Below are 16,540 nucleotides of genomic sequence, written 5' to 3'. Positions count from 1 at the left end.
AGCTGCAGCGCGTTCGGCTTACTTCACGCGCATGCCGGGCTTCGCGCCGCTGTGCGGCTCGAGGATATAGAGGCCCGGCTCGGCCTTCTCGTCGGTGGCCGACGCGGCGAGCACCATCCCTTCGGACAGGCCGAACTTCATCTTGCGCGGCGCGAGGTTCGCGACCATCACGGTCAGCTTGCCGACGAGCTGCTCGGGCTGGTACGCGGACTTGATGCCCGAGAACACGTTGCGGGTCTTTTCCTCGCCGACGTCGAGCGTGAGCTGCAGCAGCTTGTCCGAGCCTTCGACGGCCTGGCACGCGACGATCTTCGCGATGCGCAGGTCGATCTTCGCGAAATCGTCGATCGAGATCGGTGCGTCGTCCGCACCGTTCACGACAGCCTGCTTCGCGTTTGCGTTCGCCTTCGCGCTGTTCTTCGCATCCTTCGCGGCGTTCGCGGTCGCGACAGCCGCGCCGGTGGCTTCGGCTTGCAGCGAATCGCGGTTCGCGGCGAGCAGCGCTTCGATCTGCTTCGGGTCGACACGCGTCATCAGGTGCTGGTACGCCTTGATCGGTTGCTCCGACGACAGCGGCTTCGCGGCATCGGACCAGGCGAGCGGCGCGATCCCGAAGAACGATTCGACGGCTTCGGCCACGCGCGGCATCACCGGCTTCAGCGCGAGCGACAGCAGGCGGAACGACTCGAGGCTCACGCTGCAGGTTTCGTGCAGCGCGACCGCGTTGGCCGGATCCTTGGCGAGATCCCACGGCTTGGCGCCATCGACGTACGCGTTCACTTCGTCCGCGAGCTCCATCGTGTGGCGCAGTGCGCGGCCGTACTCGCGTGCTTCGTAGTGCGCGGCGATCTGCGGGATCGCCTCGCGCAGCTTCGCGACGAGCGGATGGTTCATCGCGCTGTCCTGCACGCGGCCGTCGAAGCGCTTGATCAGGAAGCCTGCCGCGCGGCTCGCGATGTTCACGTACTTGCCGACGAGGTCGCTGTTCACGCGCGCCTGGAAGTCGTCGAGGTTCAGGTCGATGTCTTCCATCGTCGCGTTCAGCTTCGCGGCGAAGTAGTAGCGCAGCCATTCGGGGTTCAGGCCCGTGTCGATGTAGCTCTGCGCGGTGATGAACGTGCCGCGCGACTTCGACATCTTCGCGCCGTCGACCGTCAGGAACCCGTGCGCGAACACGTTGGTCGGCGTGCGGTGGCCCGAGAACTCGAGCATCGCGGGCCAGAACAGCGTGTGGAAGTACAGGATGTCCTTGCCGATGAAGTGATACTGCTCGGTGGTCGAGCCCGGGCGGACCCACGCATCGAAGTCGACGCCGTTGCGGTCGCACAGGTTCTTGAAGCTCGCGTAGTAGCCGACCGGCGCGTCGAGCCACACGTAGAAATACTTGCCGGGCGCGCCCGGGATCTCGAAGCCGAAGTACGGCGCGTCACGCGAGATGTCCCAGTCGGCGAGCTTGGCCTCGCCGGCGTCGCCGAGCCATTCGCGCATCTTGTTGGTGGCTTCGGGCTGCGCGAGGCCGCTCACCCATTCGCGCAGGAACGTTTCGCAGCGCGGATCGGACAGGCGGAAGAAGTAGTGCTTCGACGTCTTGCGCACCGGCGTCGCGCCCGACACGACCGAATACGGGTTCAGCAGTTCGGTCGGCAGGTAGGTCGAGCCGCACACTTCGCAGTTGTCGCCGTACTGGTCCTTCGCGTGGCACTTCGGGCACTCGCCCTTGATGAAGCGATCCGGCAAGAACATTTCCTTGACGGGATCGTAGGCCTGCTCGATCTCGCGCTCGGCGATGAAGCCGGCGTCCTGCAGCGCGACGTAGATCTTCTCGCTCAGCACGCGGTTCTCGTCCGAATCGGTCGAGTAGAAGTTGTCGAACGACACGCCGAAGCTGTCGAAATCGCGCTTGTGTTCGGTCCACACGCGATCGATCAGCTGCTTCGGGGTCAGGCCTTCCTTCTCCGCGCGCAGCATGATCGGCGTGCCGTGCGTATCGTCGGCGCCGATGTAGTAGACCTCATGGCCATGCATTCGCAGCGTCCGCACCCAGATGTCGGTCTGGATGTACTCGACCAGGTGGCCGATGTGGATCTGCCCGTTGGCATAGGGCAGTGCGGACGTAACGAGGATCTGGCGGTCACCTTGCGGCGCCGCAGCCTGCACGGAAGTGAGGTCGGATGCGGACATAGGGTCTGTAGAGGAACGGCGGAAAAACGACGGGAAACTGCGATTCTAGCAGGGGCGCGCGCCAGCGACGCGGGCAGGCGCCCTTGACCGGGCGCCGAAACGGGCAGGGCCGCGCACGCGGCGTGCCCGACGGTGATGTGCTGCGGTGCAGCACGATTTCTGCGGGCAAAAAAAACCGGGGCGGATACGGCCCCGGAGCAACAACGACAAGAGGAGAATGGTGACGCGCCGGCAACACCAGCCGCGTACCGTAAATACTGACCGCGGCCTGCGACAGAAGTTCGAAAATATTTTCGATTTGTTACCGGCTCCGCCGGAAGCCTTGTCCGGCGGGGCTGCGCGGGCGGTGGGCCCGCGCCTTCCCCTCTTCGTGTGCTTACTGCGCCTGCGCTGCGCGCAGGTAGATTTCGACGCGGCGGTTCTGTGCGCGGCCGGCTTCGGTCGCGTTGTCCGCGATCGGGTTCGATGCGCCCATGCCTTGCGCCGACAGGCGGCCGCCGTTCACGCCGCGCTGTGCCAGTGCGTTCACGACGCTTTGCGCGCGGTTCTGCGACAGCGTCTGGTTCAGCTGGGCCGAGCCCGTGCTGTCCGTGTAGCCGACGATCGATGCCGTCACTTGCGGGTTCTGGTTCAGCGTCGTCGCCAGGTCGTTCAGCAGCGGCTGGAAGGCCGGCGTGATCGCGTACTGGTTCGTCGCGAACGTCACCGAGCTCGGCACGTTCAGCTTCAGCGAGCCGTCCGGCTGCTCGGTCACTTGCGTACCCGTTTGCGCTGCCGACGGTGCCAGCTTGTTCTTGATCGCCTGCCAGTTGTAACCCGTCACGCCGCCGACCAGTGCGCCGACGCCTGCGCCGATCGCCGCGCCCTTGCCGCCGCCTGCCAGCGCGCCGATGCCTGCGCCCAGCGCCGCACCCGTGCCGGTACCGACGGCCGTGTTGTTGCCTTGCTGCGTGGCGCAGCCTGCCAGCAGTGCGCCGGCCAATGCGAAGACGGACAAGCGGGTCGCGATTTTCATGTTCATCTTGGATTCCTCTCTTGGTTGAACGAGTCGACAACGACGACAACAACAGTTACGGCTCCCTGCGCGGGCCGCCCGAAAAAGGAGGGCAGGCCTGCGCTCGCGGCAGCCGGCGAGGTGGCCGCATGCCCTGTCCGTCAGCGTGGCTGTTGGGACAGTGCGACGCGTCAGCCTCTACAATATAGGCGGTTAGTGGCCGATTTGGCCCCATAGCATGCCGCACGCGAAGAGTGCGCCGGGTCGCGCGTTCGCGCAATGGCGTGCAACAGATTCTTTCACTTTTCCCGATTTTCGCAGCGTAATTTGATATTTTTTGACGTTTGCGCGCGAGAAAAACGTTTTCATGGAGTTTCGATGAGCATTGACCGGGCACAAGTCGACGCCGCTTTGGCGGCTGTCGTCGACCCCAATACCGACCGTCCGTATGCGGCGAACAAGGGCGTGCGCAACGTCGCGATCGACGACGACGTCGTGACGCTCGACGTGGTGCTCGGTTATCCCGCGCGCAGCCAGCACGACGACGTGCGCGCACGCATCACCGCAGCGCTCCAGGCCGTGGCCGGCGTGCGCGACGCGCGCGTGGCCGTGTCGCAGGAGATCGTCGCGCACACGGTGCAGCGTGGCGTGAAACTGCTGCCGAACGTGAAGAACATCGTGGCGGTTGCGTCGGGCAAGGGCGGCGTCGGCAAGAGCACGACGGCCGTCAACCTCGCGCTCGCGCTCGCCGCGGAAGGCGCGTCGGTCGGCATCCTCGACGCCGACATCTACGGCCCGTCGCTGCCGACGATGCTCGGCATCCACGGCCAGCGCCCCGAGTCGCCCGACAACCAGTCGATGAACCCGCTCGTCGGCCACGGGCTGCAGGCGAACTCGATCGGCTTCCTGATCGAGGAAGACAACCCGATGGTGTGGCGCGGCCCGATGGCGACCTCCGCGCTCGAGCAGTTGCTGCGCCAGACCAACTGGCGCGAACTCGACTACCTGATCGTCGACATGCCGCCGGGCACGGGCGACATCCAGCTCACGCTCGCGCAGCGCGTACCCGTCACGGGCGCGGTGATCGTCACGACGCCGCAGGACATCGCGCTGCTCGACGCGAAGAAGGGCCTGAAGATGTTCGAGAAGGTCGGGATTCCGATCCTCGGCATCGTCGAGAACATGAGCATCCACACCTGCTCGAACTGCGGCCACGAGGAGCACATCTTCGGCGCCGGCGGGGCCGAGCGGATGGCGAAGGACTACGGCGTGACCGTGCTCGGCAGCCTGCCGCTCGACATCGCGATCCGTGAGCGCGCCGACAGCGGCACGCCGACGGTCGTGGCCGATTCCGACGGCGCGCTGGCGCGTCGCTATCGCGACATCGCGCGCGGGGTCGCGCTGGCGATTGCCGAGCGATCGCGCGACATGACGTCGAAGTTCCCGTCGATCGTTGTTCAAAATACGTAAAACCCTTGCGGGGCGGGCCCTCACGCTGTTTACGGCGCCGCGAGGCGCGGTATCATGGCGACTTTTCCCGGGTCCCTTTACCCGCCCGGCGCGGCCGTCGTGTCAAACGGCCGCCAGCCGGCATGAGGATCGAATGAAACAACGACATCACGGCGTGTATGCCGGCCGCGTGCGGTGCGCGCTGCTGGCCGCCGCCGCGCTGGGCCTGCTGGCCGGCTGCACCTCCTTTTCCTCGTCGCACGAAAAACGGGCCGACGCACAACTGCAGCCGACAGTCGGCTCGCAGACGCGCGGCGCGGTGACGTTCGTCGAGCGTCCCGACGGCGTGCAGGTTACCTACAACCTGGCCGGGCTGCCGCCGAACAGCGATCACGCCTTGCAGGTACACGAACGCGGCGATTGCAACGCGGGCGACGGCTCGAGCGCCGGCCAGGTGTTCGCGCCGGCGGCCGACCGGTTGCGCGCGGGTGCCCGCGTCGCCGGCGATCTCGGCAACATCCACGCGGATTCGAACGGCGTCGCGGCCGGCTTCATCGTCGCGCCCGATCTGGCCCTCGATGGCGTGCGGTCGGCGATGAACCGCGCGGCACTGGTGCACCGCGAAGCGAGCGACCCCGCGTTTCCGCAGCATGGCGCGGGGCCCGCGCTTGCCTGTGGCGTGATCCGTTGACGGCCGCCGCGTGCGCGGCCCGATGATCGCGTAAAATGTGCGCCTTTCCCGGCCGCTGCCTCGCGCGAGGAGCGGCCCTCACCGACTGTCACGCAGCGTTTCCAGGCGCCCCGATATGAGCATCAAGTCCGACAAATGGATTCGGCGCATGGCCGAAGAGCACAAGATGATCGAGCCGTTCGTGCCCGATCAGGTTCGCGCGTCCGAGGACGGCCGCCGGATCGTCAGCTACGGCACGTCGAGCTACGGCTACGACATCCGCTGCGCGGACGAATTCAAGATCTTCACGAACATCAACTCGACGATCGTCGATCCGAAGAACTTCGACGAGGGTTCGTTTGTCGATTTCAAGGGCGACGTGTGCATCATCCCGCCGAACTCGTTCGCGCTGGCCCGCACCGTCGAATATTTCCGCATCCCGCGCACCGTGCTGACCGTCTGCCTCGGCAAGTCGACCTATGCGCGCTGCGGGATCATCGTCAACGTGACGCCGTTCGAACCCGAGTGGGAAGGCTACGTCACGCTGGAATTCTCGAACACCACGCCGTTGCCCGCGAAGATCTACGCGAACGAAGGCGTCGCGCAGGTGCTCTTCTTCGAGAGCGACGAAGTGTGCGACGTGTCGTACGCGGATCGCGGCGGCAAATATCAGGGGCAGCGTGGTGTCACGCTGCCGAAAACCTGATCTGGTTGTATAACGTCTCACCAGTTTCCGGGTGACCGCTGCGCGTGACGCGCCGCGGTCGTTCTTTTTGGAGAATCGCCCATGAAGTTTCGTTTCCCCGTCGTCATCATCGACGAAGATTTCCGCTCCGAGAACATTTCGGGCTCCGGCATCCGGGCGTTGGCCGAAGCGATCGAGAAGGAGGGCGTCGAAGTCCTCGGTCTCACGAGCTACGGTGATCTGACGTCGTTCGCGCAGCAGTCGAGCCGCGCGTCGTGCTTCATCCTGTCGATCGACGACGACGAACTCATGCTCGGCGAGACCGGCTCGGACGGCGAACTGCCCGAGCTCGCGACCGCGATCATCGAGCTGCGCGCGTTCGTCACCGAAGTGCGCCGCCGCAACGCGGACATCCCGATCTTCCTGTACGGCGAGACGCGCACGTCGCGCCACCTGCCGAACGACATCCTGCGCGAGCTGCACGGCTTCATCCACATGTTCGAGGACACGCCGGAGTTCGTCGCGCGCCACATCATCCGCGAGGCGAAGGTCTATCTCGACTCGCTCGCGCCGCCGTTCTTCAAGGAACTCGTCAAGTACGCGGACGAAGGCTCGTACTCGTGGCACTGCCCGGGCCACTCGGGCGGCGTCGCGTTCCTGAAGAACCCGCTCGGCCAGATGTTCCACCAGTTCTTCGGCGAGAACATGCTGCGCGCGGACGTCTGCAATGCAGTGGACGAACTCGGCCAGCTGCTCGATCACACGGGCCCGGTCGCGGCGTCCGAGCGCAATGCGGCGCGCATCTTCAGCGCGGACCACCTGTTCTTCGTGACCAACGGCACGTCGACGTCGAACAAGATCGTCTGGCATGCGACGGTCGCCCCGGGCGACATCGTGCTGGTCGACCGCAACTGCCACAAGTCGATCCTGCACGCGATCACGATGACGGGCGCGATCCCCGTGTTCCTCACGCCGACGCGCAACCACTTCGGCATCATCGGGCCGATCCCGCGCGACGAATTCAAGCCGGAGAACATCCGCAAGAAGATCGAGGCGAACCCGTTCGCACGTGAAGCGATGCGCGAGAATCCGGACCTGAAGCCGCGCATCCTGACGATCACGCAGAGCACGTACGACGGCGTCGTCTACAACGTCGAGATGATCAAGGACCTGCTCGGCGACCTGCTCGACACGCTGCACTTCGACGAAGCATGGCTGCCGCATGCGACGTTCCACGACTTCTACCGCGACATGCACGCGATCGGCGACGGCCGTCCGCGCACCGGCGCGCTCGTGTTCGCGACGCACTCGACGCACAAGCTGCTCGCGGGCATCTCGCAGGCATCGCAGATCGTCGTGCAGGATTCGGAGAACCGCACGTTCGACAAGCACCGCTTCAACGAGGCGTACCTGATGCACACGTCGACGAGCCCGCAGTACGCGATCATCGCGTCGTGCGACGTCGCGGCCGCAATGATGGAGCCGCCGGGCGGCACCGCGCTGGTCGAGGAATCGATCGCCGAGGCGATCGACTTCCGCCGCGCGATGCGCAAGGTCGACGCCGAATACGGCGACGACTGGTTCTTCAGCGTGTGGGGCCCGGACAACCTGTCGGAAGAAGGCATCGGTTCGCGCGAAGACTGGATGCTGAAGCCGAACGACCACTGGCACGGCTTCGGCCCGCTGGCGGAAGGCTTCAACATGCTCGACCCGATCAAGGCGACGATCATCACGCCGGGGCTCGACGTCGACGGCGAGTTCGGCGAGACCGGCATTCCGGCCGCGATCGTCACGAAGTACCTGGCCGAGCACGGGATCATCGTCGAGAAGACCGGCCTGTACTCGTTCTTCATCATGTTCACGATCGGCATCACGAAGGGCCGCTGGAACTCGATGGTGACCGAGCTGCAGCAGTTCAAGGACGACTACGACAACAACCAGCCGCTGTGGCGCGTGCTGCCGGAATTCGTCGCGCAGCATCCGCGCTACGAGCGTGTCGGCCTGCGCGACCTGTGCACGCAGATCCACGACGTGTACCGCGCGAACGACATCGCCCGCCTGACGACGGAGATGTACCTGTCGGACATGGAACCGGCGATGAAGCCGTCGGACGCGTTCGCGAAGCTCGCGCACCGCAAGATCGACCGCGTGCCGCTCGACGAGCTCGAAGGCCGCGTGACGAGCATCCTGCTCACGCCGTACCCGCCGGGCATTCCGCTGCTGATCCCGGGCGAGCGCTTCAACAAGACGATCGTGAACTACCTGCGGTTCGCGCGCGACTTCAACGAGCGTTTCCCGGGCTTCCACACCGACATCCACGGCCTCGTCGCGGAAGAGGTGAACGGCCGCGTCGAGTACTTCGTCGACTGCGTGCGCGACTGATGGCGACGCACGGACGAATCCGGGCGATGCGTGCGGCGTTGGCCGCGCTCGTCGTCTGGGCGGCAGGGTCGGCAGGGCTGGCGGGAGTCGGGGTCGCGCACGCGGAAGTCGCGGCGGCCGACCCGATCGACGTCGCGATGCGGCAATGCCTCGCGCGGCGCGACCGGTCCTCGCCGGCCGGCCAAATCCAGTGCATGGGTGAAGCGCAGCAGCAGTGGCAGGCCGTGATGGACGGCGCGTACCAGCGCCTGTTGAAGGATGCGCCCGCCGACGCGAAGCGCGGCTGGCAGGACAGCCAGCGCCATTGGCTCACGTGGCGCAAGGACGAAGTGCATCTGCTGAAGGCCGTGTACGACACGACGCGCGGGACGTCGTACGCGATGTCGAGCGCCGACCTGCAACTGCAGCCCGTGCGCGATCGCGCGCTGGCGCTGCGCAGTGCGGCCGATCGCTATGCGCCGCCGCCCGCTGCCGTGCCGGTCGCGGCCACGAGTGGTGCGCAGGGTGGCGCGAGCGATGCCCCGGGTGCGGCCCAGGGTGCGGCCAAACCGAACGCCAAGCCGGCGAATGCGCAGCGCGATCCGGCCGTGCGCCGCGTGCGGCCGTGCGAACAGGATGCCGCGTGCGAGCACGCGCTGTTCGACCTGAACCGCTATTACCAGAAGCTGCGCCGCAAGATGCCCGCGCATTCGGCCGCGACGCTCGTCCGTGCGCAGCGCGCGTGGGTCGGGTTCCGCGATGCGACGGCGCCGCTCGTCGGCGAGGACGGCCGCGTCGACCTGATCGGCGCGCGCATCGCGACGATGAAGCGGCTGTCGGAGACGGCCGGCAACAAGTAAGCGCAATCGCGTAGCCGATGGTTCGGCGACACGTCAAAAAGCAAAACGGGCACCCGAAGGTGCCCGTTTTTCATTTGGCGGCAGCGATTCATGCGGGCCGTTGCGGAGCGTGCCCGCCGAACCACGACGGCACGAGCGCGACCGCATCGTCGAGCGACGCGAGCACGTGCAGGCTCAGCGCGACGATTTCGGGCGTCGGCGCCTTCAGGTCGGGCACGGTGACGACCGATGCGCCCGCACCGGCGGCCGACTGCGCGCCGAAATCGCTGTCCTCGAACGCGACGCATGCGTGTGCCGGCACGCCGAGGCGCTCGGCCGCGAGCCGGTAGACGGCCGGATCGGGCTTGCCGCGCGCGACTTCGTCGCCGCCCGCGATCGCGCGGAAGAACGGCAGCACGCCGACCGCGTCGAGCCGCGCGCGGATCACGTCGCACGCGGACGACGACGCGACCGCGCACGGAATGCCGGCCTGCGCGAGCGTGTCGAGCAGCGCGAACGCGCCGGGCTTCAACGGAAACTTCGGATGCGGTTCGGGCGCCGCGAGCTGCTCGCGCACGCGGGTGCGCACCGCGTCGAACGTATCGGGGTGGCCGATCAGGCGCGCCAGGATGACCTGGCCCTCGGCGAACGAGCGGCCGACGATCTGCAGGTAGTCGGTGGCGGTCAGCGTGACGCCGTGCGCATTCGACACGTCGATCCACGTGTTCATGATGGTCCGCTCGGAATCGACGAGCAGGCCGTCCATGTCGAAGAGCGCGGCGGAAAAGGTCATCGGCGGCATTCGGGAAGCAGGGAAGGCGATGGGCGGCGCGACGGCCGCCCGAATGAAAAACGGACGCCAAAGGCGTCCGTCCGGAACAGCAGGCTTACTGGCCGAGCGCGGCGCGCGCCGCCTTGACCGCCGCACGCACCTGGTCGGGCGCGGTGCCGCCCGGGTGGTTGCGGCTGGCGACCGAGCCCTCGAGCGTCAGGTAGCCGAACACGTCTTCGCCGATCAGGTGCGCGACGTTCGGCAGTTCCTGCTTCATCTCGTCGAGCGTCAGGTCGGCCAGGTCGATGCCGCGGTCGTCGCAGACCTTCACGGCGTGCGCGACGGCTTCGTGCGCATCGCGGAACGGCAGGCCGCGCTTCACGAGGTAGTCGGCGAGGTCGGTGGCGGTCGAGAAGCCCTGCAGCGCGGCCGCGCGCATCGCGTCCGGCTTCACGGTGATGCCGGCAACCATCTCGGCGAAGATCCGCAGCGTGTCGGCGACGGTGTCGACCGTGTCGAACAGCGGTTCCTTGTCTTCCTGGTTGTCCTTGTTGTACGCGAGCGGCTGGCCCTTCATCAGCGTCAGCAGCGCCATCAGGTGGCCGTTCACGCGGCCCGTCTTGCCGCGCGCGAGCTCGGGCACGTCCGGGTTCTTCTTCTGCGGCATGATCGAGCTGCCGGTGCAGAAGCGGTCGGCGATGTCGATGAAGCCGACGCGCGGGCTCATCCACAGCACGAGTTCTTCGGAGAAGCGCGACACGTGCGTCATCACGAGCGCGGAGGCGGCCGTGAATTCGATCGCAAAGTCGCGATCCGACACCGCGTCGAGCGAGTTCGCGCAGATACCGTCGAAGCCGAGCGTCTTCGCCACGGCGTGACGGTCGATCGGGTAGCTCGTGCCGGCGAGCGCGGCCGCGCCGAGCGGCAGGCGGTTCACGCGGGTGCGGCAGTCGCGCATGCGCTCCGCGTCGCGCGAGAACATCTCGACGTACGCGAGCAGGTGATGGCCGAACGTGACGGGCTGGGCGACCTGCAGGTGCGTGAAGCCCGGCATGATCGTGTCGGCGTTCTGTTCCGCGAGGTCGAGCAGCGCGCCGCGCAGGTCGTTCAGCAGGCCGCCGATGCGGTCGATCTCGCCGCGCAGCCACAGGCGGATGTCGGTCGCGACCTGGTCGTTACGCGAGCGGCCCGTATGCAGGCGCTTGCCGGCGTCGCCGATCAGCGCGGTCAGGCGCGCCTCGATGTTCAGGTGGACGTCTTCCAGGTCGAGCTGCCATTCGAATTCGCCGCGCTCGATCTCGCCCTTGATTTGCGCCATCCCGCGTTCGATCGCGGCCAGGTCGTCGGCGCTGATGATCTTCTGCGCGGCGAGCATGTTCGCGTGCGCGAGCGAGCCGGCGATGTCGACGAGCGCGAGGCGCTTGTCGAAAAATACCGACGACGTGTAGCGCTTGACCAGCTCGGACATCGGTTCCGAGAAGCGGGCCGACCAGGCCTCGCCCTTTTTGTGCAGTTGGGACGTCATGGCGATTCTTCGAAGGGAGATTGAGCGGCGTGCGCCGCCGAGGAATCCGGTGATTTTAGCATTCGCGGCCGGGTGTCCGGCACAAGCCCGTCGGGGGCGGGAGCGGCGCGGGCGCTAGCGCGGCGAGCAGGTCAGCGGGCCGATCCGCGGCAGCGTGCCGTCGTCCGGCCGCCGGTACGCGAAGGCAACCGCGCAATCGTGGCCGTTGCCGGAGATTTCCAGGCGGTTGTGCTCGACGAGGCCGTCGACGAACGTGAGGCCGTCGTAGCCGACGATCGTGCGCTGGCCGTTCTCGACGTCGCGGACTTCGAGCCCCGGCGGCAGCGGCGTACCGTCGGGCGCGTGCAGGATGATCGACGCCGCGCTGTAGCGCGACACGGCGAAATGCGCGAGCACGCCGGAGCGCGCCTGTGGCACGACGTCGAGCGTCGTGTCGGCGATGCGCGCATCGGCCGGTAGCGTCGCGCCGTCGATCGCGACGCGATTGTTCTGGTAGGCGTTCAGATCGGGCACCAGCAGGTAGCCGGCGCGGCTGGTCTCGCCGATCAGCCGGTTCTGGTGCAGCACGGGGACGCGCCCCGTATCGGTCGAGACGAGCGCGAAGCTGTCGTCGATGCGGCGCGCCGTCATCAGCCGGCCGTCCATCAGCACGAGCGCGCCGGTGACGTCGACCGACGCGTTGCCGCGCCCGCCGAACGACTGCGCGAGCAGCGTGACCTCGCCGGCGCGGCCGAGATACTGCAATTGACCCTGCCCGTAGCGCAGCGCGGCGCTGGTGCCCGCCTGCACGTTCCAGCCGAAGCCGCCGCCGTAGTCGGGCGGGCGCGTGGCGTTCACCGCGAAGGTCGATTCGCCATTCTGCCGGCCCGCGCTGGCCGAGACCGATGTGTTGCCGCCGAGGCCGATGCTCAGGCTCGCGAAGAAGCCGCGCGTGTCGCGCTGCCGGAAATCCTGGAACGCGCTGACGGTCAGCGAGGTCAGCATGCCGAGATTGACGAGGTACGCGATCGAGCCGATGCGCGATGCATCGATGCCCGGGTACTTGAGGCCGAGATAGCTGAACGACAGCGTCTGCGCGCGCAGGAACGGAAACGACACCGTGATGCGGTCCGAGGCACTCGACACCGGGATCCCTTCGCGCGCACCGAGGTCGCCGTAGCCGCCGAATGCGCGCTGCGTCTGCGCATCGATCGAGAAATGCGGCGTCACGTACTGGTAGCCCAGGCCCACCTGCGCACCGGCGCTGCGCTGCGCGCTGACGGCCAGCGACGCGTTCGCGACGCCGCCGTTGCCGATGCGCGCGAGCACGCCCGCGCCGGCGTTGTAGACGCCGGTCGTCGCTTCCGCGTGCGCCTCGACGGTCAGCCGCTCGCTGATGCCGTAGCGCAGCGAGCCGCTCGCCGCCGGTGTGTGTGCGTAGTCGAACGAGGTGATGCCGTACGCGCGGCGCAGGAAACCCGCCTCGACCGAATAGCTCGCGAGGCCCGGCGCGAGCAGGCGCGTATCGATGTACAGCGGGATCGACGTCGACACCGAGCGGCCCAGCGCGTCGCGCGTGACGACCGTGGCGTTACCCGCGCCGGTGATGCCCGGCACGCTGTTGATCACGAACGGCCCGCCCGGCACGTCGCCGCTGAACTGGCGCACGTTGTTCACGTACAGGTCGACCGACGTCGGCACGACCGCGCTGCCGGACAGCGCCGGTACCGGGAACGTCACGAGATCGGGACGCAGGCCGAAGTTGCTGCGCCATTGCACGCCGCCGATGCGCAGCGAGCGCGTCCACGACAGCGACGACGAGATCGTGTCGCCGAACTGCGTGGTCGTGAGCGTCGCCGGGTTCGAGCGCGTCCACGACGTGTCGTAGCGCAGGTAGCGCTGGCGATCGTCGTACAGGTATGCGATGCCGGTGCTGCTGAAGACGCCGGCCGGGTCGAAGTAGCGCGCCTCGCTCCAGATCGCGAGCGGCGAATGGGCGAGGGTCTGCGCGTAGGCATCGTAGTTCAGCACGAAGCCGCGGCCGGCCGTGGCGGGCGGCGCGGCGGTGAGCGCGCGCGTATCGAACGTGTGCGGAATGCGCAGCGCGTCGGGCACGCGCAGGTCGAGCGTCTGGCGGCTCGTGTCCACGTCGTAGCGCAGCCCCGGAAGCGTGTCGAGCGCGACGAGCGCATTCGACGGCTCGTGCGTGCGGTCGCCCGTCGCGACGCCGAGATCGTTCAGGTCGGCGGAGGCCGCGTAGAGTCGCCCGTCGATCTGCTGGACGCGGGCGATCCGGTGAGTCGGCTCGCCGTTGAGCGACACGTCGAGAAACAGCACGCCGGGTTCGGGGGCCGCCGCGGGGGCGGGCCGCGCGGGTGCCGGCTCGGCGCGTGCCGCGACGGCATGCAGCGCCAGCGCGATCGCGAGGGTGGCAGCGAGCCGCGCGTGTCGCGCGGGGGCGTTGGCCCGGTGGGCATCGCGCGTCGTCGGCACGGGCAGCGTGGCGGGTTCGTGCCCGCGCGTCAGGGTGGCGTCAACTGCGCCTCGACCGGCTGCGCGTTGACGGTTGCCTGCACCTTGACGAACGATGCCGCGCGCGCGTCGAGCCTGAGCGGCCAGCGGCGCGTGCTGCCGGCGAGCGCATAGCCGAGCAGGCCGCGTGCGACCTCGTGAGTGGCGCCTTGCGCGTCGACCAGCCGGACCGCGGAAAGCTGCGCCCGCCGCCCGCCGCGATTGTCGACCGCGAGCCGCAGGCCCTGCGCGTCGCGTTCGACGCGCCACGCGAGACGCGGCGGCGCCGGCATCCCGGGCGGTTCGACGAACACGGGCACCGAATAGCGCAGCCGGATCGTGATGCCGTTTTCGACCGGGGTGCCAGGCGCGGGCAGTTCGTCGATCAGGACGCGATAGCTTTCCTCGGCGGCCGGCGCGTCGAGGGCCGTGCGCACGAGCCGGATCAGCTGCCCGGCGTTCGCGCCGATCTGCAGCAGCGGCGGCGATGCGGCGAGCGCGTCGGTCGGCGTCATCACGTCGTCGCCGTTTTCCTGCGTCCAGCGGTACGTGCGGACCTGGCCGTAGATCGGCCGTCCGCCCGGATTGTCGAGCATGACGCTGGCCGCGGCGGCCGACGGCGGCAGCTCGATCGTCACGGGCGTGATCTGCAGCGTGGCCGCGGATACGGCCGCCGCCGACGCGGCCCACAGCGCGGCGAGCGCGCGCGGAAGGAACGCCACGGGGCGTCAGAAGTAGACGGTGGCGGTGACGGTCGCCTGATAGGTGTCGGGCTTCGGTGTCGCCTGCGCCGGCACCTGGCCGTACACGTTCAGCGACTGCGCGGAACCGGTCCCGGTGCCGCCGACCGTGTCCGTTCCCTGTGTGTTGCCCCAGACCGTGGCGTGCCCCGAATCCTGGTAGATCTGGTAGCCGACCGTCGTGCTCGTGTTGCCGCTTGCGGTGCCGGCCATCAGCCGGCTGGCGACCGTCGAGCCCGTGACGGCGCCCGCATCGAGCCCGACGTTGTACGGCGTCGAGTTCGTGCAGGTGACGGACAGGGTGGTCTGCTGGCTGATCGTCGACGCGAGCACGCCGGTCGTGCCGAATGCGAGCGGGTTGGCGGCGATCGTGCAGTTCGCCTGGATCGTCAGCGTGACGTTGAACTGGGCGGTGGCGTTGCCGTTCGAGTAAGTGGCGGCGACGGTAACGGGTTGCAGCGCCGGTGCGAATGCGAAGGCGGTCGCGAGCGCAGCGGAAAGGACACGACGTCGGGTAGCGTTCATTGTGGTTATCTCCAGCCGTTCAAGGGGTGTCGCCCGGCTCGCGGGTGGCCTCCCGCGTTGTGCCTGCCGTGCCGACGGAACTGCGCTGTCGTTGACGGAAGACTACTCCACGCTTTCGGGCGCCGGCAATGGTGAAAATGCCGAAGCGGCAGGTTTTGTGCCGGATTCCTGATAGATTGCTGTGGGCGGCTTGACCTGGATCAAGAATCGGCGCGAACGACGCAGTACGCGGCCGGCTACCATCGAGGGGCGCGTGGCCTGGCGACGGTTGTCGCGGGGCGAGCGTGCTTACGGGGAAAACCATGGCGGATGAGCGATTCGACACGGCGCGCGGCTGGCTGCGCATGCTGTCGTGCCTGCTGCTGGTCGTGGCGCTCGGCGCGCCGTGGGCGTCGGCACGCGCGGATGCCTGTTCGGTCACGCCACCGGCGCCGAGCTTCGGCTCCGTCAGCCCGATCCGGCTGCTGGCCGTCACGACCACCAGCACGATGACCGTCAACTGCACGTGGGATGTGCTGAGCCTGAACACGGGCGTGCTCGTCTGCGTGAACCTCGGCGGCACGAGCCCGCGCTACCTGAGCAACGGGACGAACCAGATGCAGTACGACCTGTACCAGGACTCCGGTTACTCGCAGGCGTGGGGTTCCGTCAGCGCCGGCACCACGCCGATCTCCGTGACGTTGCAGAAACCGTTGCTCGGCACCAGCGCGAGCGCGAATATCACCATCTATGGCCGCGTCACGGCCAACCAGCCGACCGTGCCGACCGTGAACAACAGCAGCACCGTCTACACCCAGAGCTTCAGCGGCAACCAGGCGACCTACAGCCAGAGCTTTTCGCTGCTCAGCATCCTGCCGACGCTGACCTGCGCGGCGCAGTCGGCGGCCGGCACGGTGAGCTTCTCCGCCACGGCCACGGTCGCCAACGACTGCATCATCACCGCGACCGGCGTCGCGTTTCCGGCCACCGGCGTATTGACGTCTCCGCTGGCAGCGGCCGGGTCGATCAATGCGCGCTGCACGAACGGCGACGCGTTCCAGATTGCGCTGAACGGCGGCAGCAGCGGCAACGTCGCCGCACGCACCATGTCGCGTACGGGCGGCGGCGGGTCGGTCGGCTATCAGCTTTACGCGGACGGCGGCTATACGACGCCATGGGGCGACGGTACCGGCGGCACGTCGATGGCGACGGGGTCGGGCAGCGGATTCAGCCAGACGATACCCGTGTACGGGCGCGTGCCCGCGCAGACAACCCCCGCGCCGGGCAACTACAGCGATTCGATTACTGCAACGATCAGCTTCTGAGTTGC

13 protein-coding genes are annotated in these 16,540 nt (G+C 67.8%); 6 read left to right on the top strand and 7 right to left on the bottom strand.

The window, feature by feature from the left end:
- Nucleotides 1-18 precede the first annotated feature (18 nt).
- Entirely contained in the window at nucleotides 19-2,181 is a 2,163-nt protein-coding gene (gene metG, locus BCEP18194_RS19020; protein WP_011352886.1) for a methionine--tRNA ligase, read from the bottom strand.
- Nucleotides 2,182-2,557: 376 nt separating this feature from the next.
- A complete protein-coding gene (locus tag BCEP18194_RS19015) occupies nucleotides 2,558-3,202 on the bottom strand; it encodes an OmpA family protein (protein ID WP_011352885.1) in 645 nt (214 codons plus the stop codon).
- 351 nt (nucleotides 3,203-3,553) lie between these two features.
- Between BCEP18194_RS19015 and apbC the strand changes: the two genes are divergently transcribed.
- From apbC to BCEP18194_RS18990, 5 genes are all read left to right on the top strand, one after another.
- Nucleotides 3,554-4,645: an iron-sulfur cluster carrier protein ApbC gene (gene apbC / locus BCEP18194_RS19010; protein ID WP_011352884.1), complete on the top strand. Its 1,092-nt coding sequence runs from the start codon at nucleotides 3,554-3,556 to the stop codon at nucleotides 4,643-4,645.
- Between the two features lie 133 nt (nucleotides 4,646-4,778).
- Nucleotides 4,779-5,315 (top strand): superoxide dismutase [Cu-Zn], encoded by a 537-nt coding sequence (gene sodC / locus BCEP18194_RS19005; protein ID WP_011352883.1) that lies wholly within the window; start codon nucleotides 4,779-4,781, stop codon nucleotides 5,313-5,315.
- Nucleotides 5,316-5,430: 115 nt separating this feature from the next.
- Entirely contained in the window at nucleotides 5,431-6,000 is a 570-nt protein-coding gene (dcd, locus tag BCEP18194_RS19000) for a dCTP deaminase (RefSeq protein WP_006398615.1), read from the top strand.
- A gap of 81 nt (nucleotides 6,001-6,081) precedes the next feature.
- Nucleotides 6,082-8,361, top strand: a complete 2,280-nt coding sequence (locus BCEP18194_RS18995; protein ID WP_011352882.1) for an arginine/lysine/ornithine decarboxylase — start codon at nucleotides 6,082-6,084, stop codon at nucleotides 8,359-8,361.
- Nucleotides 8,361-9,200, top strand: coding sequence for a lysozyme inhibitor LprI family protein (locus BCEP18194_RS18990; protein WP_011352881.1), 840 nt, complete (start codon nucleotides 8,361-8,363; stop codon nucleotides 9,198-9,200). The genes BCEP18194_RS18995 and BCEP18194_RS18990 overlap by 1 nt, the downstream gene beginning before the upstream one ends.
- An 88-nt stretch (nucleotides 9,201-9,288) precedes the next feature.
- Here the strand turns inward: BCEP18194_RS18990 and BCEP18194_RS18985 are convergent, their stop codons facing one another.
- The 5 genes from BCEP18194_RS18985 to BCEP18194_RS18965 form a co-directional block, all read right to left on the bottom strand.
- Nucleotides 9,289-9,972 carry an HAD family hydrolase gene (locus BCEP18194_RS18985; protein WP_041493119.1) on the bottom strand — a complete coding sequence of 228 codons (684 nt, stop codon included), beginning with the start codon at nucleotides 9,970-9,972 and terminating at the stop codon, nucleotides 9,289-9,291.
- A gap of 94 nt (nucleotides 9,973-10,066) precedes the next feature.
- Complete coding sequence (gene argH / locus BCEP18194_RS18980; protein WP_011352879.1) at nucleotides 10,067-11,476, bottom strand: argininosuccinate lyase; 1,410 nt, start codon at nucleotides 11,474-11,476, stop codon at nucleotides 10,067-10,069.
- Nucleotides 11,477-11,590: 114 nt separating this feature from the next.
- Nucleotides 11,591-13,954 carry a fimbria/pilus outer membrane usher protein gene (locus tag BCEP18194_RS18975; RefSeq protein ID WP_041493118.1) on the bottom strand — a complete coding sequence of 788 codons (2,364 nt, stop codon included), beginning with the start codon at nucleotides 13,952-13,954 and terminating at the stop codon, nucleotides 11,591-11,593.
- A gap of 23 nt (nucleotides 13,955-13,977) precedes the next feature.
- A complete protein-coding gene (locus BCEP18194_RS18970; protein WP_011352877.1) occupies nucleotides 13,978-14,688 on the bottom strand; it encodes a fimbrial biogenesis chaperone in 711 nt (236 codons plus the stop codon).
- Between the two features lie 6 nt (nucleotides 14,689-14,694).
- Nucleotides 14,695-15,231 carry a Csu type fimbrial protein gene (locus BCEP18194_RS18965; protein ID WP_011352876.1) on the bottom strand — a complete coding sequence of 179 codons (537 nt, stop codon included), beginning with the start codon at nucleotides 15,229-15,231 and terminating at the stop codon, nucleotides 14,695-14,697.
- A gap of 302 nt (nucleotides 15,232-15,533) precedes the next feature.
- On the opposite strand from BCEP18194_RS18965, the gene BCEP18194_RS18960 reads away from it, so the two are divergent.
- Nucleotides 15,534-16,535 carry a Csu type fimbrial protein gene (locus tag BCEP18194_RS18960; RefSeq protein WP_011352875.1) on the top strand — a complete coding sequence of 334 codons (1,002 nt, stop codon included), beginning with the start codon at nucleotides 15,534-15,536 and terminating at the stop codon, nucleotides 16,533-16,535.
- The last annotated feature ends 5 nt before the right edge of the window (nucleotides 16,536-16,540 follow it).

This window comes from Burkholderia lata (assembly GCF_000012945.1).
Classification (GTDB): domain Bacteria; phylum Pseudomonadota; class Gammaproteobacteria; order Burkholderiales; family Burkholderiaceae; genus Burkholderia; species Burkholderia lata.
The sequence above is the reverse complement of the archived record's forward strand: the minus strand, read 5'-3'. Positions and strand labels throughout refer to the sequence as shown.

Excerpts from the sequence above, each read along its gene's own strand:
- metG (WP_011352886.1), bottom strand. The coding sequence starts at position 2,181 with ATGTCCGCATCCGACCTCACTTCCGTGCAGGCTGCGGCGCCGCAAGGT.
- BCEP18194_RS19015 (WP_011352885.1), bottom strand. The coding sequence starts at position 3,202 with ATGAACATGAAAATCGCGACCCGCTTGTCCGTCTTCGCATTGGCCGGC.
- apbC (WP_011352884.1), top strand. The coding sequence starts at position 3,554 with ATGAGCATTGACCGGGCACAAGTCGACGCCGCTTTGGCGGCTGTCGTC.
- sodC (WP_011352883.1), top strand. The coding sequence starts at position 4,779 with ATGAAACAACGACATCACGGCGTGTATGCCGGCCGCGTGCGGTGCGCG.
- dcd (WP_006398615.1), top strand. The coding sequence starts at position 5,431 with ATGAGCATCAAGTCCGACAAATGGATTCGGCGCATGGCCGAAGAGCAC.
- BCEP18194_RS18995 (WP_011352882.1), top strand. The coding sequence starts at position 6,082 with ATGAAGTTTCGTTTCCCCGTCGTCATCATCGACGAAGATTTCCGCTCC.
- BCEP18194_RS18990 (WP_011352881.1), top strand. The coding sequence starts at position 8,361 with ATGGCGACGCACGGACGAATCCGGGCGATGCGTGCGGCGTTGGCCGCG.
- BCEP18194_RS18985 (WP_041493119.1), bottom strand. The coding sequence starts at position 9,972 with ATGACCTTTTCCGCCGCGCTCTTCGACATGGACGGCCTGCTCGTCGAT.
- argH (WP_011352879.1), bottom strand. The coding sequence starts at position 11,476 with ATGACGTCCCAACTGCACAAAAAGGGCGAGGCCTGGTCGGCCCGCTTC.
- BCEP18194_RS18965 (WP_011352876.1), bottom strand. The coding sequence starts at position 15,231 with ATGAACGCTACCCGACGTCGTGTCCTTTCCGCTGCGCTCGCGACCGCC.
- BCEP18194_RS18960 (WP_011352875.1), top strand. The coding sequence starts at position 15,534 with ATGGCGGATGAGCGATTCGACACGGCGCGCGGCTGGCTGCGCATGCTG.